Source organism: Rhodococcus sp. BUPNP1 (assembly GCF_002215235.1).
Classification (GTDB): Bacteria; Actinomycetota; Actinomycetes; order Mycobacteriales; family Mycobacteriaceae; genus Rhodococcus.
Genome location: NZ_NERM01000045.1, coordinates 1 through 18793, shown reverse-complemented (window position 1 = coordinate 18793; position 18793 = coordinate 1). Strand labels below are relative to the sequence as shown.

The 18793-nt window shown below is 66.9% G+C and carries 17 protein-coding genes, 2 tRNA genes and 1 rRNA gene; 10 read left to right on the top strand and 10 right to left on the bottom strand.

The window, feature by feature from the left end:
- A 16S ribosomal RNA gene (locus B9C99_RS24350) occupies positions 1-103 on the bottom strand; the annotation flags it as partial.
- Positions 104-738: 635 nt separating this feature from the next.
- On the opposite strand from B9C99_RS24350, the gene B9C99_RS24345 reads away from it, so the two are divergent.
- Together B9C99_RS24345 and B9C99_RS24340 are read left to right on the top strand one after the other, a co-directional pair.
- Positions 739-1884, top strand: a complete 1146-nt coding sequence (locus B9C99_RS24345) for a DNA cytosine methyltransferase (RefSeq protein WP_016692681.1) — start codon at positions 739-741, stop codon at positions 1882-1884.
- Positions 1885-1895: 11 nt separating this feature from the next.
- Entirely contained in the window at positions 1896-2345 is a 450-nt protein-coding gene (locus tag B9C99_RS24340) for a very short patch repair endonuclease (RefSeq protein WP_037190410.1), read from the top strand.
- Positions 2346-2375: 30 nt separating this feature from the next.
- Here the strand turns inward: B9C99_RS24340 and B9C99_RS24335 are convergent, their stop codons facing one another.
- Both B9C99_RS24335 and B9C99_RS24330 read right to left on the bottom strand, forming a co-directional pair.
- Complete coding sequence (locus tag B9C99_RS24335; RefSeq protein ID WP_016692679.1) at positions 2376-3524, bottom strand: acyl-CoA dehydrogenase family protein; 1149 nt, start codon at positions 3522-3524, stop codon at positions 2376-2378.
- Positions 3524-4756, bottom strand: a complete 1233-nt coding sequence (locus B9C99_RS24330) for an acyl-CoA dehydrogenase family protein (RefSeq protein ID WP_016692678.1) — start codon at positions 4754-4756, stop codon at positions 3524-3526. Before B9C99_RS24330 ends, B9C99_RS24335 begins: the two co-directional genes overlap by 1 nt.
- Before the next feature lie 356 nt (positions 4757-5112).
- Between B9C99_RS24330 and B9C99_RS24325 the strand changes: the two genes are divergently transcribed.
- The gene (locus B9C99_RS24325; RefSeq protein ID WP_016692677.1) at positions 5113-6006 is read left to right on the top strand and encodes a TIGR03619 family F420-dependent LLM class oxidoreductase; all 894 of its coding nucleotides are present in this window, start codon (positions 5113-5115) and stop codon (positions 6004-6006) included.
- Between the two features lie 71 nt (positions 6007-6077).
- Here the strand turns inward: B9C99_RS24325 and B9C99_RS24320 are convergent.
- Together B9C99_RS24320 and B9C99_RS24315 are read right to left on the bottom strand one after the other, a co-directional pair.
- Positions 6078-6150 (bottom strand) — tRNA-Arg (locus B9C99_RS24320).
- 37 nt (positions 6151-6187) lie between these two features.
- Positions 6188-6279: transfer RNA gene (locus tag B9C99_RS24315), tRNA-Ser, on the bottom strand.
- Positions 6280-6427: 148 nt separating this feature from the next.
- Here B9C99_RS24315 and hisC point away from each other — a divergent pair.
- Positions 6428-7507, top strand: coding sequence for a histidinol-phosphate transaminase (hisC, locus tag B9C99_RS24310; RefSeq protein ID WP_088899638.1), 1080 nt, complete (start codon positions 6428-6430; stop codon positions 7505-7507).
- Positions 7508-7606: 99 nt separating this feature from the next.
- Positions 7607-9304, top strand: coding sequence for a bifunctional UDP-sugar hydrolase/5'-nucleotidase (locus B9C99_RS24305; RefSeq protein ID WP_088899637.1), 1698 nt, complete (start codon positions 7607-7609; stop codon positions 9302-9304).
- 21 nt (positions 9305-9325) lie between these two features.
- Here B9C99_RS24305 and B9C99_RS24300 read toward each other — a convergent pair whose 3' ends face one another.
- Complete coding sequence (locus B9C99_RS24300; RefSeq protein ID WP_026061225.1) at positions 9326-10324, bottom strand: alpha/beta hydrolase family protein; 999 nt, start codon at positions 10322-10324, stop codon at positions 9326-9328.
- Between the two features lie 172 nt (positions 10325-10496).
- Complete coding sequence (locus tag B9C99_RS24295; protein ID WP_088899636.1) at positions 10497-12338, bottom strand: NAD(P)/FAD-dependent oxidoreductase; 1842 nt, start codon at positions 12336-12338, stop codon at positions 10497-10499.
- Positions 12339-12485: 147 nt separating this feature from the next.
- Between B9C99_RS24295 and B9C99_RS24290 the strand changes: the two genes are divergently transcribed.
- From B9C99_RS24290 to B9C99_RS24265, 5 genes are all read left to right on the top strand, one after another.
- Positions 12486-13748, top strand: coding sequence for a GAF domain-containing protein (locus tag B9C99_RS24290; RefSeq protein ID WP_016692672.1), 1263 nt, complete (start codon positions 12486-12488; stop codon positions 13746-13748).
- A gap of 56 nt (positions 13749-13804) precedes the next feature.
- Complete coding sequence (locus B9C99_RS25995; RefSeq protein WP_172415078.1) at positions 13805-14461, top strand: hypothetical protein; 657 nt, start codon at positions 13805-13807, stop codon at positions 14459-14461.
- A gap of 99 nt (positions 14462-14560) precedes the next feature.
- Positions 14561-14959 carry a flavodoxin domain-containing protein gene (locus tag B9C99_RS24275; protein WP_016692671.1) on the top strand — a complete coding sequence of 133 codons (399 nt, stop codon included), beginning with the start codon at positions 14561-14563 and terminating at the stop codon, positions 14957-14959.
- Between the two features lie 31 nt (positions 14960-14990).
- A complete protein-coding gene (locus B9C99_RS24270) occupies positions 14991-15734 on the top strand; it encodes an MBL fold metallo-hydrolase (RefSeq protein ID WP_088899634.1) in 744 nt (247 codons plus the stop codon).
- A 201-nt stretch (positions 15735-15935) separates the two neighbouring features.
- Complete coding sequence (locus tag B9C99_RS24265) at positions 15936-16298, top strand: hypothetical protein (protein ID WP_253250191.1); 363 nt, start codon at positions 15936-15938, stop codon at positions 16296-16298.
- A gap of 320 nt (positions 16299-16618) precedes the next feature.
- Here B9C99_RS24265 and B9C99_RS24260 read toward each other — a convergent pair whose 3' ends face one another.
- The 3 genes from B9C99_RS24260 to B9C99_RS24250 all read right to left on the bottom strand — a co-directional run bounded on the left by B9C99_RS24260 (position 16619) and on the right by B9C99_RS24250 (position 18681).
- Entirely contained in the window at positions 16619-16960 is a 342-nt protein-coding gene (locus tag B9C99_RS24260; protein WP_088899633.1) for an XRE family transcriptional regulator, read from the bottom strand.
- Position 16961: 1 nt separating this feature from the next.
- Positions 16962-17315: a type II toxin-antitoxin system RelE/ParE family toxin gene (locus tag B9C99_RS24255; RefSeq protein WP_088899632.1), complete on the bottom strand. Its 354-nt coding sequence runs from the start codon at positions 17313-17315 to the stop codon at positions 16962-16964.
- A 142-nt stretch (positions 17316-17457) separates the two neighbouring features.
- Positions 17458-18681: a hypothetical protein gene (locus tag B9C99_RS24250; RefSeq protein WP_143543602.1), complete on the bottom strand. Its 1224-nt coding sequence runs from the start codon at positions 18679-18681 to the stop codon at positions 17458-17460.
- Positions 18682-18793: the final 112 nt, after the last annotated feature.

Genomic DNA, 18793 nt, shown 5'->3' with positions numbered 1-18793 from the left:
TTCGCCACTAATCCACCCAGCAAGCTGGGCTTCATCGTTCGACTTGCATGTGTTAAGCACGCCGCCAGCGTTCGTCCTGAGCCAGGATCAAACTCTCCGTTGAAGACTCACAATCACCCCGAAGGGGCAATCAGTCAAAGACAAAAGAGTCAAATCACTAGCATAAAAACTCAAACTAGCTCTAACACTGACCATCCCAGACGGAAGAATGAGACGATCAGCAAATACCCACCCCATCCAAACTGATGGAGCGGAGTACCAAAAAAATTTGGCACTGACATTCATCGGCACACTGTTGAGTTCTCAAAGAACACGCGCACATCATCACGCTTCGGACTGACATCCGACCCGCTCTGAGGCAACTGTTCCAGCCTACTTCCTCATCCTCACGAACGCAAGTCCGTGTGGTTTTCGGAACCAGGGGCGGCTCGAAACCTTACCAGAAGGTTCGTGGCCATCAAATTCGCAGGCGCCTTCGTCCAACCTCGTTGTCCCGTTCCTCTCGGCCCGGGTCGGTGTCCGTGTCGCTCTGACCTGGAATAAGTTACGCGAACATCTCCCAGAAAACCAAATCGCCAGGTCAACGGCTGTTTCGGTCGCTCGAAGGCCCTCACGGGAGGGGTAGGACCACCCCTCCATCGTGGTGCTCGTCGCGTCCGCTCACGGATCGTCCTACTTCTCGAGTAACGTTCACCGTTGAGCTGAGCGAGGAAGGGTGCCGTGACGTCGACGGGGAACATGGTGGGGTTGTTCGCCGGTATCGGCGGACTGGAGCTCGGACTCGGGCGACACGGGTGGAACACCGAACTCCTCTGCGAGATCGAGCCGGGTGCTCAGGCAGTACTACGTACGCGCTTCCCCGACGTTCCGCTCCATCCGGATGTCACGCGTCTCCGCTCTCTCCCCCGCGATACGGAACTGGTCGCCGCAGGCTTCCCGTGCCAGGACCTCTCCCAGGCCGGACGCACGGCCGGCATCACGGGATCGAAGTCCGGGCTCGTCGACGAAGTGTTCCGTCTCGTGAAGCGTAAGAACGGGCCGCGCTGGCTCGTCGTCGAGAACGTCCCCTTCATGCTGCAGCTCGGCCGCGGTGCGGCGATGCGCCACATCACCGACGCGCTCGAGGAACTCGGCTACATGTGGGCCTACCGCGTCGTCGATGCCCGCGCGTTCGGTCTCCCCCAGCGTCGGCACCGCGTCCTGATGGTTGCCTCTCGTACGGACGATCCCCGCACGGTGTTGTTCGGCGAGGACGCCGGCATGCCCATGGAGGGCAATCCCGATCTGTTCCCGTGCGGCTTCTACTGGACCGAGGGTGTGCGCGGTCTCGGATGGGCCGTCAACGCCGTGCCCACACTCAAGGGCGGTTCGACCCTCGGTATCGCCAGCCCGCCGGCCGTGCGACTGCCGTCCGGCGAGATCGTCACCCCCGGCCTGACCGACGCCGAGAGACTCCAGGGATTCGACGCCGACTGGACCGCCCCTGCCGTCGAGGCGCCCGGCGTCCGTGCCGGACACCGGTGGCGTCTGGTCGGCAATGCCGTCAGCGTGCGGATGGCGTCGTGGGTGGGCCACCGCCTGAACAACCCCATTGCGTACAGCCCCGACCACGAGACCCCGCTGCTTCCGGGCGACACCTGGCCGACCGCCGCGTGGGGTGCCCGCGGGCAGGCGTTCCGTGTGCACGAGTCGCAGTGGCCCGTCCAGGCTCCCTACGAGGACCTCGGCGGTTTCCTCCTCGACGCCCGTCTGCTGTCGGCGCGGGCGACGGCAGGATTCCTCCGACGCGCACGCTCCGGCAACCTGCGTTTCCTGCCCGGATTCCTCGAGGACGTCGAGAACCACCTCGAACGCATGGGTGGCTTCCCGCGAGTGGCGGCCTGAAAGACACCGTGATGGCGTCGTCGGATCGGCCCGGTACGGATCCGCGTACGAGTGCGCGGATGAGCCGGCAACGCCGACGCGACACCGTTCCCGAAGTGGCGTTGCGCAAGGAACTGCATCGCCGGGGGCGGCGGTTCTTCGTCGACCGCGCTCCCCTTCCGGGTATGCGGCGCCGGGCCGACCTCGTCTTCCCCCGGCGGCGGGTCGCGGTCTACGTGGACGGCTGTTTCTGGCACAGCTGCCCGCAGCACGCGACCTCCCCGAAGAACAACGCCGAGTGGTGGGCGGCCAAGCTCGCCGCCAACGTGCAGCGCGACCGGGACACCGATGCGCGCCTGCAGGCTGCGGGCTGGACGGTGGTGCGGGTGTGGGAGCACGAGGACCCCGTCGTCGCCGCGACGCGCGTGGAGGATGCCCTGTCGGCTCCTCCGGAAACGGATGCAGGGCCGGCGCAGGGGTGATCCCCCGCACCGGCCCCGTGACCGATCCGATCAGCCCTTCGTGAGCTGTGCGTACCGCGCGACGTGCTGTTCGGCGGTGCCGAACTCGTATTCGATCGCGGTCAGTCGCTTGAAGTAGTGCCCGACGGCGAGCTCCTCCGTCATGCCCATGCCGCCGTGGAGCTGGACGGCGTTCTGGCCGACGAAGCGTGCCGCACGGCTGATCGTCGCCTTCGCGGCCGAGACCGCGCGTGCCCGCGTGGCATCGTCGCTGTCGAGATGGAGAACGGCCAGGTAGGCGGCGGACACCGCCTGCTCGACCTCCATGTACATGTCGACCATGCGGTGCTGGAGCGCTTGGAAGCTGCCGATGGGCTGACCGAACTGCTGACGCTGCTTGGCGTACTCGACGGTGTCGGCGAGCACCTTGCGCATGAGCCCCACCGCTTCGGAGGACACGGCGGCGGTCGCCTCGTCGATGCCGCGCGAGACGGACGGCCATGCGCCACCCTCCTCGCCGAGCAGCGAGTCGGCGGGCAGTCGCAGACCCGAGAAGACGATGTCGGAGGCACGTCGATCGTCGATCGTGCGGTAGGAATGGATCTCCACACCGGCCGGCGGGTTCGCGGGGTCGAAGTCGACGAGGAACAGCGAGATGCCGTCGGTGTCGGTGCGCTCGCCCGACGTGCGGGCGGTGACGAGCAGGTGCGTCGCGAGCGGAGCGCTGGTGACGACGGTCTTCTCCCCGTCGACGACCCACTCGTCGCCCTCGCGACGCGCGGTGGTGGACACGTCGTGGAAGACGTATCCGGAGGTGGGTTCGGTCGCGGCGAACGCCGTGACGGCCTCACCGGCAGCGATCGCCTCGAGGACGGACCTGGCTCGATCGACCCCTGCGCGACCGAGCAGCCCGCCCCCGAGGACGACCGTGTCGACGTACGGCTCGATGACGAGTGCGTGCCCGAGTGCCTCGGACACCACCATCAACTCGACCGGTCCGCCGCCCATCCCCCCTACCTCTTCCGGAAGCGTGGCCCCGAGGATTCCGAGTTCCTCGGCGAATGCCCGCCACACCTCCGGTTGCCAACCTTCGCCGGTGGTCGCGACCTTCCGGCTTTGCGCCAGGTCGTAGCGACCGGCGAGGAACTTGGTGACCGAATCACGAAGGAGCTCCTGCTCCTTGCTCAAACCGAAGTCCATCAGAGCCCCAATGCTGCTTTGGCGAGAATGTTTCGCTGGATCTCGTTGCTGCCGGCGTAGATCGACCCGGCACGGTCGTTGAAGTAACGCAGCGGCGCGGCGGCCTGCCAATCCTCACCGCTGACGTAGCCGTCGGCGGGCGGCACGTAATCGGCCACCGGACCACCGGGCGCGGTGATGTGCGGCTGGTAGACCCGGCCGCGCGGACCGGCCGTTTCGAGGGTCAGCTGGGTGATCGTCTGGCTGAGTTCGGTGCCCAGGATCTTGAGCATCGACGATGCAGGACCGGGGTTCTTGCCCGCGGACAACGCTGCGAGAGTGCGGTATTCGAGGATCTCGAGTACTTCGGTGCGGATACGCGCCTCGGCGAGCTTGGCGGAGAACGCCGGATCGTCGATGAGCCTGCCGCCCGACGGGCCGGGCTGTTCGGCGGCCGCCTCGGCGATCCGCTCGGCCATGACCTGCAGGGCCGGCGCTGCCGCCGCTCCCCCTCGTTCGAAGACGAGCAGGTACTTCGCGACGGTCCAGCCGTCGTCGATCTTCCCCAGCACGTTCTTCTTCGGGACACGCACACCGTCGAAGAAGACCTGGTTCTGCACTTCCTCACCGGACGTCATGACCAGGGGCCGGATCTCGATGCCGGGCGAGGTCATGTCGATGAGCAGGAAGGTGATGCCCTGCTGCTTGCGACCGGTCTTCGAGGTGCGCACGAGGGCGAACATCCAGTTCGCCTCGGTGGCGTGCGTGGTCCAGATCTTGCTGCCGGTGACGATCAGGTCGTCGCCGTCGTCGACCGCCGCCATGCTGAGCGAGGCGAGGTCGGAACCGGCCTCGGGCTCGGAGTAGCCCTGACAGAAGAAGACCTCGCCGGTGAGGATCCGGGGCAGGAAGTAGCTCTTCTGTTCTTCGGTGCCGTAGGCGACGATCGCGTGCGCGACCATGCGGATGCCCATCGGCGACAGGTTCGGGGCGCCCGCGAGGATCGACTCGCGGCTGAAGATGTAGTGCTGCGTCTGCGTCCAGTCGCAGCCGCCGTACTCGACCGGCCAGGCCGGCGCCGCCCAACCACGCTCATGGAGGATGCGCTGCCACTCCATGCTCGCTTCGTGGTCGGAGTACACGCTCGTCGCGAGTCGGCCGGCCCGCCGCAGTTCGGGCGTCAGCTTCTCCTCGAGAAACGATCGCACCTCGTCTCTGAAGGCGGCGTCGGCCTCTGACCACGCTAGTTCCATGTCTTCTCCCCGCAGAGTGCGACCGCCGTTGCCGGGCCGTCGTGCGAATCGTCGTTAACTTTTCGAGAGTGATACGAAATCTACTTCTGCTCCAGCGGGCTCGTCAATAGACGGATTTCACCCGCGGCACCGGCACGATCCCGGGTCGAGGACGCGGACGATCGAGCGCCCGCTCCCGAGCCGAAGGTCCATCCGAAACGGAGACGGAACGTTCACTCGTTGCGCAGGAATCGAAGACAAGGGCGTTTCGGCTGGTGACTGCGACCACACACTCTGATAGAACCTTGTTCTTGAGAATGTAAACGTCACTCTTTTACGTCGATATCGGCGGACATCGAAATTCGGAGGGCATTCGAGTGAAGTTCTGGAGCGGGACCGCCTTCATGAAGACCGCGGAGATGCCGGCCGTCGCCCGCATGCTCGACGACGCCGGATTCCACGGCCTGCTCGTCTCGGACCACCTGATCTACCCGAAGGAGATGAAGACCGTCTATCCCGGGCACGAGAGCGGCAAGCCGTTCTGGTCACCGGAGACCGAGTGGCCCGACGCCTGGGTGCTCATCGGAGCGATGGCCGCCGTGACGAAGAACCTGCACTTCGGCAACAACGTCTACATCGCGCCGTCCCGGCCGATCCTCGAGGTCGCCAAGCAGGTGGGCACCGCCGCCACGATCGCCGGTGGTCGCGTCTCCATCGGGCTGTCCGCGGGGTGGATGCGCGAGGAGTTCGAACTGCTCGGCCAGGACTTCGACAATCGCGGACCCCGGCTGAACGAGATGATCCGGGCGCTCCGCGAACTGTGGAAGGGCGGATGGGTCTCGTTCCGGGGCGAGTACTACGACATCCCCGAGATGACCATCGAACCCCACCCGCCGAGCCCGGTACCGATCCTGTGCGGTGGCGAATCCGGACCGGCGCTCCGACGTGCCGCGCGCTACTGCGACGGCTGGGTCGGCACCGCCTACACGATCGACGTCGCCGAGCAGTGGATCGATCGCATCAACGGCTACCGCCGCGAGTACGGACGCGAGAACGAGCCCTTCGACTTCATCGTCGGCCTGCGCGACGAGCCGTCCGTGGAGCTGTACCGGCGGGCGGAGAAGATCGGCATCACCGGCGTCATGGTGTCGCCGTGGGCGAACTGGGAGGCCACCCACTCGGGCGACCACGATCACCTCCTCGGCACCGCCGAGCAGTACCGCGCGCCGATCGAGGACTTCGCCGAGAGGATCATCACACAGCTCACCTGAGCGGCTCTGCAGCAAGAAGGTCGAGAACGAGAAAAACCCTCACCGGAAGTACCGATGAGGGTTTTCGTGTGTGCGCCCGAAGGGATTCGAACCCCTAACCTTCTGATCCGTAGTCAGATGCTCTATCCGTTGAGCTACGGGCGCATGTGTATTCAATTGTCGTTGGTGACGCTACACCAACTGGCGGAGGCGAGAGGATTTGAACCTCCGGTCCCCGGTAAGGGGGACAACTCATTAGCAGTGAGTCCCATTCGGCCGCTCTGGCACGCCTCCTCGGGGATTCGATGCTCTCGAACCGCCGGATCGAAACATTACACATGCCCCGAGGGGAAACGCAAAACGCCTGTTCAGAGGCGTGTATATGGACGGTCTCCCCCATCCTGCCGACAGGCGGTCCCACGACGAGGCGCATAATCGGCTCGTGACTCCACGGACCCGCCCCGACCTCGAATCGATCCCCGCCTACGTTCCGGGCCGCTCGTTCCCCGGTGCGGTGAAGCTCGCCAGCAACGAGACGACCATCGGCCCGCTCCCCAGCGTCCGGGAAGCGATCGCCGACGCTGCCGCCGGCCTCAACCGCTACCCCGACAACGGCGCGACCGAACTCCTCGCGGCACTGTCGGAGCGACTCGGCGTCCCGACCGAGCGGATCGCCGTGGGCTGCGGATCGGTGAGCCTGTGCCAGGAGCTCGTGCAGATCACGTGCGACGCGGGCGACGAGGTGATCTTCGCGTGGCGGTCGTTCGAGGCGTACCCGATCATCGCGGCCGTCGCCGGCGCGACCGCCGTGCGCGTCCCGAACACCGCGGATCACGGTCACGACCTGAAGGCCATGCTCGCCGTGATCACCGAGCGCACGCGGCTGATCTTCGTGTGCAATCCCAACAACCCCACCGGGTCGCTGCTGGGCAAGGAGGAGCTCGCACAGTTCCTCGACGCCGTCCCCGAGCACATCGTCGTCGCCCTGGACGAGGCGTACTTCGAGTACGTCCGCCCCGAGCCCGGTGAGGATCTGCCCGACGGTCTCGAGCTCGCGGAGGGCCGCAGCAACGTCGTCGTGCTCCGCACCTTCTCCAAGGCCTACGGTCTCGCCGGGATCCGCGTCGGGTACGCCGTCGCCGACCCGTCCGTCGTGACGGCGCTGAGCAAGGTCCACACCCCGTTCTCCGTCAACTCGCTCGCCCAGACGGCTGCCGTGGCCTCGCTCGCCGCCGCGAACGAGTTGCTCGCGCGCACCGAGGGTGTCGTCGCCGAGCGGGAACGGGTCCACGCGGCACTCGTCGAGGCCGGCTACGAGGTGCCCGCGAGCGCCGCGAACTTCCTCTGGCTGCCGCTGGGTGAACGCTCCGCCGCGTTCTCCGAGGCCGCAGCGGAGGCAGGCGTGGTCCTGCGCAACTTCACCGGTGAGGGCACGCGGGTGACGATCGGCGACCCGCACGAGAACGATCTGTTCCTCGACTTCGCGACCGGGCAGGGACGGGCACTCGCCGGCATCGGCTGATCCTGTGACGAGACCCAACCGTTATGGCTGGGTATCGGTGGCGTGATCCGGCCCTGACAGACTCGGGCGGTCGGATCGGGCCGGGGTCGGAGGAACTGCATGGGGGCAGGCAAGGTGCGGCGCGCCCTGTCGGCCTGCGCAGTCGTCGGCTCACTGGTCGCCTTCGGTGGTGCGGCACCCGCCGGCGCTGCACCGACCAGCACGGTCCCCTCGAACACCGTCCCGCTCCGGGTGATCGCATTCGGCGACCTGCACGGAAATCTGCTGCCCCCGCAGGGACTGCACGGCGAGGTCGTCCGGTCGGACGGCGTCTCGGTCCCGGCGGGCGGTGCGGCCTATCTCGCCGCCTACGTCCGGCAGCTCCGGGAACAGGCCGACAACTCCGTGCTCTACGCGGTGGGCGACACGTGGGGGTCGTCGCCGCTCGAGTCGGGCCTGTTCCACGACGAGCCGACCATCGCCCTGCTCGACGAACTCGACCTCACCGCCGCGACCCTCGGCAACCACGAACTCGACCGCGGCTACGCCGAATTCGAGCGGCTCCGGGACGGCGGGTGCCACCCGAAGGAAGGGTGCCTCTACACCGAGCCGTTCGAGGGCGCGAACTTCCCGATCCTCGGCGCCAACCTCACCACAACGGACGGCACACCGGCCGCTCTCCCCTACAGCATCGACTACGTCGACGGACTGCCCGTCGGGGTCATCGGCGTCGTGCCGAGCAACACCCCCGACATCATCCGGCCCGACGCGATTGCCGGATTGCGGTTCGAGGACGAGATCGCCGCCGTCAACCGCACCGCCGACATCCTCGGCGCGCTCGGCGTCCGTTCGATCGTGGTGCTCTACAAGGGCGACATCGGAGCCATCGACGGCGACGATCCGTGCCCGAGCGGGGACGGCGGGGCCGCGGCGATCGCGACGTCCGTCTCCCCCGATGTGGACCTCATCATCACCTCCGACGGCGACCGGCACTTCAACTGCACCTACACCGACCCGGCGGGCAGGCCGCGCACCGTCGTGCAGGGCGCCTCGCACGGGCGCATCCTCTCCGTCGCCGATCTGGTCATCGACCGGCAGAGCCGGGAAGTGCTGCGCGACCGGACCGTCGTCTTCACGCAGGTCGTCACGCACGACATCGATCCGGATCCGACCACCCTCGAGTTCGTCGACCGGGCGGTCGAGAAGTCGGCGGAGGTCGCGAACCGGTCCATCGCCCGCATCGGTGCCGATGTCACGCGCAGCGAGAGCCCGAGCGGAGAGTCGGCGTTGGGCAATCTGGTGGCCGACGCGCAACTCGCAGCGACGCGGCATCTCGGGGCTCAGATCGCCCTGATGAATCCCGGCGGACTGCGCGGCGACCTCCTCGCCGGCGACGGCACCGTCTCGTATCGCGAGACCTACGCCGTGCAGCCCTTCGGGAACATGCTGCAGGTACTCGACCTCACCGGAGCCCAGCTCGACGTGCTGCTCGAGCAGCAGTTCCAGGACGGCCCGGTCGGCTCGGAGATCGAACGCATCCTGGCGCCGTCGCACAATCTGAACTACACACTCGACCGCCTGGCGCCGCGCGGCGAACGGATCCGTTCGATCACGATCGACGGCGAGGCCGTCGACCCCGAACGCGTGTACAAGGTCGTGATGAACAACTTCCTGGCCGGCGGCGGCGACGGTTTCACCGTGTGCACGGAAGCGCACGGGCTGGTCGGCGCGGGCAAGGATCTCGATGCCCTCAACAGCTATCTCGCGACCCGCTCACGCGTGGAGCCGCCGGCCGTCGACCGCATCCGCCTGCACTGAGACGGTGCCGTCGATGCGCGGTCAGCGGAGTCCGAGTGCGTCGGCGAGGGTCGGCCAGGCGGCCTTGATGTCGTCCTGCCAGTAACCCCACGAGTGCGTGCCCCACGGGCGGTAGACGACCTGCGCGGGGATGCCGAGTTCGCGGAGGCGACGGTCGTAGGTGACGGTGCACACGAAGGTGCCGATCTCGAGTGGCGCACCGACGGTGAGCACGTCCTGGCCGGCACCGAGATCGTGCGGGCCGAGCAGGCCGTTGCCGGTGCTGAGGAAGACCTCCTTGCCGCGCAGTTTCTCGGCGAGCAGGTAGGAGTCGTGTTCCTCCCACCGCGCGTCCTCGGGCGGCCCCCACATGTTGTCGGGGTTGCCACCCTTGTACGCGACGGTCCCGCGGACGGTGTCGCGGGAGCGGTCGCTGGAGGTGTCGTAGCAGCCGCTGAGCGCCGCGACCCCCTGGTAGAGGTCGGGATTGCGGGTGATCAGGGACATCGCGCCGGTGGCACCCATCGACAGGCCCGCGACGGCGTTGGTGCCGTTGCCGTCGAACTCGGCGTCGATCAGCGGGGGCAGTTCCTCCGTCAGGAAGGTCTCCCACTTGTTGATGCCGAGGACGGGGTCGGGGTTGTTCCAGTCGGTGTAGTAGCTCGCGGTGCCACCCACGGGAAGGACGACATTGGTGTTCTTGTCGGCGAAGAACTCCTCGATGTCGGTGCGTTGCGTCCACGTGCTCTCGCGGAACTCGGACTCCTCGCCGGCGCTGACGCCGTCGAGCAGATAGAGAGTGGGGCGCGGCCCCGCCGAGGCCGGGTGCAGCACCTGCACCGGCACGACCCGGTTCATCGAGGCGGAGTGGACGAACAGCTTCGTCTGCCTGTCGCCGACGCGCTCGACGTGGTCGATCCTGGCCGACACCGGTTGCATGTGGGGCGGTTGGGCATGGACCGGCCGGGCATGGGCGATCGCCGTGCCGCAGACCGGCGCCATCAGGGCCACTGCCACAGCCGCCGCAAGTCTCTTCACCATCGAACTCCCCGTCCCCCGACGACCTGCAGTGATCTCACAGTCACTACCTGTACCCGGTCAAGCGGACCTGCACGCGACCCTAATACTCACCCGTCGATTCGTGACGTATCGGAGGATCCACGGCCGCGTCGCCCCACCTGGTGGCGGGAGCGACGCGTGGGAGCCGAGTCGATCAGCGGAGGTGGTGCACCTCCTGCAGTCCGTAGACCGGGGTCGGGATGCCCTCGTAGCGCGCCTTGAGCTGCAGCGCCAGGTAGAGCGAGTAATGCCGCGACTGGTGCAGGTTGCCGCCGTGGAACCACAGGCCGTCCTGCTGCGTGGGCTTCCACATGTTGCGCTGCTCACCCTCCCAGGGACCGGGGTCCTTGGTGGTGTCGGAGCCCAGACCCCAGCACTTGCCCACCTTGTCCGCGACCTCCTGCGAGATCAGGTCGGCGACCCAGCCGTTCATCGAGCCGTAGCCGGTCGCGTAGACGACGAGATCGGCTTCGAGTTCGGTGCCGTCCTCGAGGATCACCGACGTCTCGGTGAGTTCGCGGACGTTGCCGTGGGCGAGCTTGATGTCGCCGTTCGCGACGAGTTCGGAGGCGCCGACGTCGATGTAGTAGCCGGATGCACGACGCAGGTACTTCATGAACAGACCCGAGCCGTCGTCGCCCCAGTCGTGCTGGAAGCCCGCCTTCTCGAGCCGGTCGTAGAACTCGGCGTCGCGCTCGCGGATCTTCTCGTAGATCGGGATCTGGAACTCGTGCATGATCCGGTACGGCAGCGACGCGAAGGTCAGGTCGGCCTTCTGGGTCGTGACGCCGGCGGCGAGGGCCCGCTCGGAGTACAGGTCGCCGAGACCGAGCTCCATCAGCGAATCGGACCGGACGATGTGCGTCGACGAGCGCTGCACCATGGTGACGTCGGCGCCGACCTCCCACAGGGCACCGCAGATGTCGTGCGCACTGTTGTTGGCACCGATCACGACGGCCTTCTTGCCGGCGTAGGCGTCCGGGCCCGGGTGGGCACTGGAGTGGTGCTGTTCGCCGCGGAACAGGTCCATCCCGGGGAAGTCGGGGATGTTCGGCTTACCCGACATGCCGGTCGCGATGACGAGTTGCTTGGGGCGGAGGACCACCGGTTCGCCGTCGCGCACGACGTTGACGGTCCATTCGCCCGTCGCCTCGTCGTAGCTCGCCGAGGTGCACTCCGACTTCGACCAGTACGGAACCTCCATCACCTTCGTGTACATCTCGAGCCAGTCCGCGATCTTGTCCTTGGGCGCGAAGACCGGCCAGTTGTCGGGGAACGGCATGTACGGCAGGTGGTCGTACCAGACGGGGTCGTGCAGGCACAGCGACTTGTAGCGGCCGCGCCACTGGTCGCCGGGACGGTCGTACTTGTCGAGCACGATCGCGGGCACACCGAGCTGACGCATGCGCGCACCGAGCGCGATGCCGCCCTGACCACCACCGATGATCACGACGTAGGGCTGACGGGTGTAGCCGAGTTCGCGTTCCTCGATCTCGCGCTGCTCCGACCACGTGACGCGGTGCTTGTCCGCACCGTGCTTCGTGCCGCGGGGGCGACGCGTGCCCTTGTTCTCCTCGTGGCCCTTCAGCTCCTGCATCGTGGTCAGCAACGTGAAGGCACGGTCCTCGCCGCTCTCCTCGTCGCGCTTCAGACGCAGATGGCCGACGCCGCGACCGACCGCGGTCTCGAACGCGATCCAGGCGCTGAGCACGCCGTCGTCGTCGCTCGCAGGTTCGGTGGTGCGGAAGCCGCTCGGGTCGGTGTCGGCGAGTCGCGCGTGCAGCATGTCCGAGACGCCCTCGCGTCCCTCGACGGTCTTGAGGTTCCAGGTGAAGGCGACCAGGTCGCGCCAGAAGGAATCGGTGCCGAACAGGCCCGCAGCGGCGTCGACGTCGCGCTGCGCGAGGGCGGTTTCGAAAGCCTGCAACCAGGCGTCGACGCGTTCGTCGGGCGTCGCGGTGCCGGAGGTCGTGGGCTTGTCGAGGGTGTCGGTCATGGTGAGTCCTTTCCCGTGGTGATGTGATCCAGGACACTCCTCGTAGCCGTTCCCCCACAAGCGTTGCGTCACGTTGCACGGCAGCCGATTTGTGGCGCAGCACACATTTGCCACCTATGCTCCGAGGACGACGACGAAGAGGAGACCGTGACCACGTTCAGCGCGATCGCGCCCGGCACCGACCTGTCGCGCTACGCGCGGGAGTTGACGCGGATGCACGACGCGGTGATCGGCGGCGCCCGGTCACCCATGCGACCCCGCCCCCTCGTGTCCCGCTCGTGGCAGCGCGTGCTCGACGCAGGCCTCGATCCCACCGGCACCAACGAGCGCAGCCGGCTCCCCGCTGCGGAGGTCGAGCGACGACGCCGCGCATCCGCCCTCTCCGCGGTGATCGGCGATCTCGAGCAGGTCATCACGCCCGTCGCCGACGCCTCGCATCTGCTGCTGGTGGTGACCGACGCCGACGGCGTGATCCTCTGGCGCAGCGGCTCGGCAGCGATCCGTTCCCGCGCCGACGCCCTCGGTTTCCAGGAGGGCACGGTGTGGACCGAGTCGACGGTCGGCACCAACGCCATCGGCACGGCGCTCGCGGAGGCCGCGCCCGTCCAGTTGTTCTCGGGTGAGCACTTCGAGACGACCCAGCACCCCTGGTACTGCACCGCCGCGCCGATCCACGATCCGATCCGCGGCGACCTGCTGGGCATCGTCGACGTCAGCGGCCCCGCGCTGACCCTGCACCCGGCCATCATCGCCCTCGTCGACACCGCCGTCCGGCTCGCCGAAGCGCAACTGTGGCGGCGGCACGAGGTGCGGCTCGAACGGCTGCGCACCGAGGCCGCTCCGTTGCTGTCGTCGACGCGGGGACCGGTGCTGCTCGTCGACGAGGACGGCTGGGTCGCGCACGCCTCCGGTATCGCCGCCGAGCGGGTCGCGGTGCCGCGGCACGCCCGCCCGCTGACCGTTCCCGGCATGGGACTGTGTGTGCCCGAACGCCTTTCGCACGGTTGGTTGATCCGCGGTGCGGCCTCGTCCTCCCGCATGCGGATGGTGCTGCACGTGTCGTCGTCGCCGACGGTGGAGGTGTTCGGGGACGACGACTCGTGGCGGAGCATCGTCACCGCACGTCAGGCCGAGATCCTGCTGTTGCTGCACGAGCGCGGCCCGGACGGCATGACGGTCGCGGCGCTCAGCCGGGCCCTCTACGGGGACGACGACCACGCCGTGTCGGTCCGCGCCGAGGTGTCGCGGCTGCGCCGCGCGATCGGGGACGTGATCGAGAGCAAGCCGTACCGACTCGCCGCGACCGTCGACCTGTCGCTGGATCTCGGCGCGGACGAACGCCTCGCCGACTCCGACTTCGTCCGCCGCTCCGGGGCGCCGGGGGTTCGGGCACTCGGCGTCTCCGGCTGAGACGTCGATCGATCGGACGACTGTGCAGGACGGTCGTGTGATCGAGCATGGTCGTCATGCGTCGTGGACTGCTCCGGACAGGTTTGCTCGCGCTCGGCTGCGCCGCGGGCGTCACCGCACTGACCGCCTGCGGTGGTGCGAGCCCTGCGGCCGACACACCGCCGTCGACGGTCACCTCGTACGTGACGGTCACCGAGACGGTTCCGGCCACCACCCCGCGGACCACATCGGTGCCCGCGACGACCACGCCGAGTACGACCGCGTCCTCGACCACCTCGCCGGTCGCGGTCCCGCCGACCACCACCGCACCGACCACCACCGCACCGACCACCACGTCCGCAGCGCCGGCCGTTCCCGTCGTCACGTCGGTGACCGTCCTGACCGAGCGTTCCGGACTCGGTCACCTCATCGGACCCGACATGTACGAGGCGACCTCGTGGGGGAAGGCGAGCGTGATCTTCCGGTGGCGGGCGCAGACCGCGGACGGTGAACTTTGGAAGGAGACCTGCCAGGTGGTCTCGACGGTGACCGGCCCGGGCGGGTACGTCCACAACGACCGGAGCGCCGCCTGTTCGGGGCGGATGCGCGCCAACGAACTCGTGCTGGGGACCCCCGGTGTCTACACGGTCACGACCGAAGTCGTCGGACCCGAAGGACTTTCCACCGCAGTCGGTACGAAGACGTTCGAGGTCTTCCCCGACAGCACCCCGTAGGCCGGATCGACCTCCCGCAACGGCCGGGCACATGTTTCCGCCCCTCGGGGACCGGGAACGCACCAGTGAACCCGAGTCGCCGAACATGCTGGAGACACAATGACCGTTCTCGTCGTCACGGACAGTCCCGAAGGTCCGACCCAGAAGATCGCCCGGCTCGTCGCCGACGCTCTGGGAGAGCGGGACATCGACGTCACCGTCGGTGACATCTCCGACCTCGAGCGGTCGGAGGAGTTCGAGGGCGTCGTCTTCGGAGGCGAGGTCGACGCCGGTGAGTACTCGCCCGATACCGCCGAACTGTTGTCGTCGCGGGCCTCCGGGCTGAGCCAGCAACTCGTGTGGTTGTTCGCGGTGGGCGACGAAAGCGCCGAGGACACACCGGATCTGGTGTCCGAACTCGCCGCGCTCGACTACCGCTCGTTCGGTCCGTCGGCGGGTGAGGACGAGGTGCGGTCGTGGGCCGCCTTCATCGCCGACGAGATCGACGGACACAGCTGAACCCGCACGTTCCCCCGAGCGAAGGGCCGCCATGCTCCACACGGATGTCGCGCCGGGCGTGCATCGCCTCGCGCACGCCGACGTCAACGTCTACCTGATCGAGGACGACGCCGGTGTGACCATCGTCGACACGGGACTGCCCGCGACGGCCGGTCGCATCGAGGAGGCGATCTCGCACATCGGTCGCCGGATCGACGACGTGCAGGGAGTCGTCCTCACGCACGCTCACTTCGATCACGTCGGGTCGGCGAAGCGGCTGCGTGAGCGGTGGCGGGTGCCGGTGTGGGCGCATCGCGACGAGAAGTTCCTCGCCGCCCATCCCTATCGCTACCAGCACGAACGCAACCGGCTGCTCTATCCCGTCCGGTATCCCGCCTGCATCCCCGTGCTCGCCCGGATGACCGTGGCCGGCGCGTTGTGGGTGCGTGGGGTCGACGACGTGACGCTCTTCCACGACTCCGAACCCCTCGACCTGCCGGGCCGGCCCGTCCCCCTGCACACACCCGGCCACACCTACGGGCACTGCGCGCTGCATCTCCCCGATCGCGACACCGTGATCGTCGGCGACGCCATCGTCACCCTCGATCCGTACACGGGCAGGCACGGTCCGCAGATCGTCTCGGGTGCGGCAACCGCCGACAGCGCTACCGCCCTCGCCTCCCTGGCGGCCATCGCCGGTACCGGCGCGAAACATGTCCTCGTCGGCCACGGCGAACCCTGGCACGACGGTGCTGCCGCGGCCGTGGACCGAGCGGTGGCCGCCGGACCGAGCTGACGCATCGCGATCGACTCCCGGGATCCGGGGACATGCCCGCACGGCGCGGGCACACTGGCCGCATGAATGCTCTCGATGCCACTCTTCTGACCGGCGTCGCCGATCCGAAGCTCGAGGCCTTCTCACGGTTCGACGGAAGCTGGGATCTGCAGTGGAGTCGCCCCGGGGGACGAGGAGGCACCCGCGTCACTGTGGGGAGAAGTGCACTTCGGCACCGTGCTCGGCGGGCGAGCGATCCAGGACGTGTGGATCGTCCCGGCCGGTGATCAGCAGTCGACCGAGGACGAGCGTTATTCGTTCCACGGCACCACGATCCGGTTCTTCGACGACGGGATCGGCGCCTGGCGTTCCACCTGGATCGAGCCGATCCACGGGCGCGTCCGCACATTCGTCGGACGGCCGTCCGGCGATGAGATGCACCTGATCAGCACCGACGGCGACCCGTTCCTCCGGTGGCGGTTCACGGAGGTGGGCGCCGATCACTTCGTCTGGCTCGGCGAGTACTCCGTCGACGAGGGGCGCACCTGGATCCTGGAGGAGAAGATGGTCGCCACCCGGCGGTAGAAAACGAGAAGAGGTTCCGACTCCCTGGCGGGTGCCGGAACCTCTTCCGTGGCGGAAGCGGAGGGATTTGAACTCTCCCGAACCGTGAGGTCATAGCATCAAAAACGTTCCTACCTGCGAATTCATCATGTTTGGGATCGTGCCGAATCACACCGAATCGACAGCAGGTGTGCCCAAAATGTGCCCACCTCCGCCTTGTCTTCAGCTCTTCTCCCCGCCTAACACAGGACCGGCCTAACGCAACGTCAGGCCGGTCCTGGCAATGCAGAGAGGGATCGTTAACCAGCCCTGCTGGAGTGGCCACGATCACGGAGAGTCTGCTAAGCGTGCTGGAAGTTCTTGCTCTGCGCGCTGGATGATTCCGGCTGAAAGTCACTCTCGAGCGTGGTATCGATGTGGACGCCGATTCCGAGCGGCCGGGCGATTTTCAGCAGGGACTCCACGGTGAAGTTATCGATCTTGCCTCGGCAGATGTCCGAGATTCGCGGCTGGGTTACGCCTAGATTTGCGGCTGCAACTCGCTGCGACCAACCGATCTCTTCGATCCGCTTAACGATCTCGATCATGAGCGAGGAGCGGAGCTTCAGGTTCTCCGACTCGGCCGGGGTATCGGCCAGGGCATCCCACACGCTCGAGAACTCCTGCGTGTTTTCGTCCTTCATGTCACTTTGCCTCGACAATCTGCTTGGCTTCCTTGTACCGCCTGGAGGCGACGACATTGTCATTCTTGGTGGTCTTGTTCGACTTCTTTTGGATAGCGTGCAGTACGTAGACGTGATCAGCCCATTTCGCAACGTAGAAAACACGGAACCAGCTGTCGCTCTCCTGCACGCGAATCTCGTAGCATCCGGAGCCGATGTCACTTCTTGCCAAGAAGTTATCGGGATTCAGCCCTTGCTGAACTCGATCAATTTGATGACCACACTCGTTACGTGCCTCGTCTGGGAAGGACCGAAGAACCTCCAGCGAGTCGCCGATGAACTTAACACCTTTGCGACCTCCCGATCCGTCTGCCATGACTGGGGAACATACACGATTTTGTATCACCCACCCTAGGCTCCACGCAGCTAAATTGCCATCCCTAGAGGATGTGCGAGCGAGCACACCAGCCGTGAGGGGCCAAAGAACAGGATGAACCCGCAGGTAGGTAGGTGCGCGATCACACAACTACCCTGTACCGGGCGGCCAGGAACTCCCGGCGAGCAAGCAGAACGTCCGCCAGCCGATCAGGTGCACCCGCTACGGCGATCGTTGCCCGGATCTCCGACTCATCAAGAGCCATGATCCGGCGAATCCCGTCTGCCTCCTCCTCGGCGGTCAGACCCGCGTAGAGCTTCGCGCCGGCAGGGGAAATACCCGGATCGCGCATCGTCTCGAGCTCCCACACCTCGGCGGCGAGATTGCGGCGTTCCCCGCGGGCCCGGAAGTCCAACGCACCCCCGACGTCGACTCTGTACGCCGTACCGTCTGCCCCGATGAGGATGTTCCCCGGCTCCGGGGCATCCCAATTCGCCAACCACGCATCCACCACAAAGTGCCGGCGAACCTCGGTGGTTGATTCTGTCCACGGTTGTGTGTCGAGCATCGCGGACATGTATCGCGTCCCATCCGGGGACAACTGCGCCTCGGGTACCGGCACACCGGCGAGGGCGTAAAGCTGGTTCGCGGCGTACTCGTTGCGGGCGTGCGCGATCGTCGGCGGGGTCTTCACGAACCACTCGCGGCCCGACCGAGGATCGATCACCACCCGCCCTGAGGGCGTTGCCACTCGAGGACGCACGATCTCGCGGGCCGTCGGCACATGCTCGACGATCGGCAGTCCACGCACGTCGGCGACCCACTCGATTTCCTCCACCGGATCCCGATCGAAGTACCCGAGGAACCTCTCCGGAGGGATGGTGCACTTCCACACCGTGCCACCGGTGTTGCGTTTGCCGGTCTGCCACTCCTGCACATACCAACGCGCCCGCTCCGGGGTATCCGTCCACGACAACCCCGCCCGATACTCCGGAGGCGCACCCCGATACAAGGTCAGCGGTTCGGTCGGGCGTTTCGACTCGTCCACCACCCCGTTCACGTCGCCGTAGGTGACGAACCCCAGGGCGCGGAACATGGAAATCCACTTGTCGGGTCGCACCCGTAGCGTGGGAACTTCCACCTTCCGCCACGCCAGAGTGAGCGCGCCGGCGAACCACTGCGCCGTGCCGTAGATCCGCTCGTCGAACATCCGCTCCACCATCAACGGCACGTGCTTGTCGGGGACATTCGCAGCGAGGCGACGGAACCGAGGGTCACGAGTCCGAGCAGCGCGAAGAGCAGCATTCAGGGCGTCGAAATTCTCGGCGCGACGAGGCTTCTTCCTGCGGGTACGGGAGACAGGCACGGGGATCCTTTCAGGTCGAGATGGAGAGATCGCGCAGACCCCCAGTCCCGTACAGACCTCGACCTCGTAAGCCGTAGGTGCCGTCTCTGGGGGTGGCGGGGGGTGTCACGGG

What these genes read in the sequence shown, in the direction of transcription:
- B9C99_RS24345 (WP_016692681.1), top strand. Translation starts at nt 739, where the DNA reads ATGGTGGGGTTGTTCGCCGGTATCGGCGGACTGGAGCTCGGACTCGGG.
- B9C99_RS24340 (WP_037190410.1), top strand. Translation starts at nt 1,896, where the DNA reads ATGGCGTCGTCGGATCGGCCCGGTACGGATCCGCGTACGAGTGCGCGG.
- B9C99_RS24335 (WP_016692679.1), bottom strand. Translation starts at nt 3,524, where the DNA reads ATGGACTTCGGTTTGAGCAAGGAGCAGGAGCTCCTTCGTGATTCGGTC.
- B9C99_RS24330 (WP_016692678.1), bottom strand. Translation starts at nt 4,756, where the DNA reads ATGGAACTAGCGTGGTCAGAGGCCGACGCCGCCTTCAGAGACGAGGTG.
- B9C99_RS24305 (WP_088899637.1), top strand. Translation starts at nt 7,607, where the DNA reads ATGGGGGCAGGCAAGGTGCGGCGCGCCCTGTCGGCCTGCGCAGTCGTC.
- B9C99_RS24300 (WP_026061225.1), bottom strand. Translation starts at nt 10,324, where the DNA reads ATGGTGAAGAGACTTGCGGCGGCTGTGGCAGTGGCCCTGATGGCGCCG.
- B9C99_RS24295 (WP_088899636.1), bottom strand. Translation starts at nt 12,338, where the DNA reads ATGACCGACACCCTCGACAAGCCCACGACCTCCGGCACCGCGACGCCC.
- B9C99_RS25995 (WP_172415078.1), top strand. Translation starts at nt 13,805, where the DNA reads ATGCGTCGTGGACTGCTCCGGACAGGTTTGCTCGCGCTCGGCTGCGCC.
- B9C99_RS24275 (WP_016692671.1), top strand. Translation starts at nt 14,561, where the DNA reads ATGACCGTTCTCGTCGTCACGGACAGTCCCGAAGGTCCGACCCAGAAG.
- B9C99_RS24270 (WP_088899634.1), top strand. Translation starts at nt 14,991, where the DNA reads ATGCTCCACACGGATGTCGCGCCGGGCGTGCATCGCCTCGCGCACGCC.
- B9C99_RS24260 (WP_088899633.1), bottom strand. Translation starts at nt 16,960, where the DNA reads ATGAAGGACGAAAACACGCAGGAGTTCTCGAGCGTGTGGGATGCCCTG.
- B9C99_RS24255 (WP_088899632.1), bottom strand. Translation starts at nt 17,315, where the DNA reads ATGGCAGACGGATCGGGAGGTCGCAAAGGTGTTAAGTTCATCGGCGAC.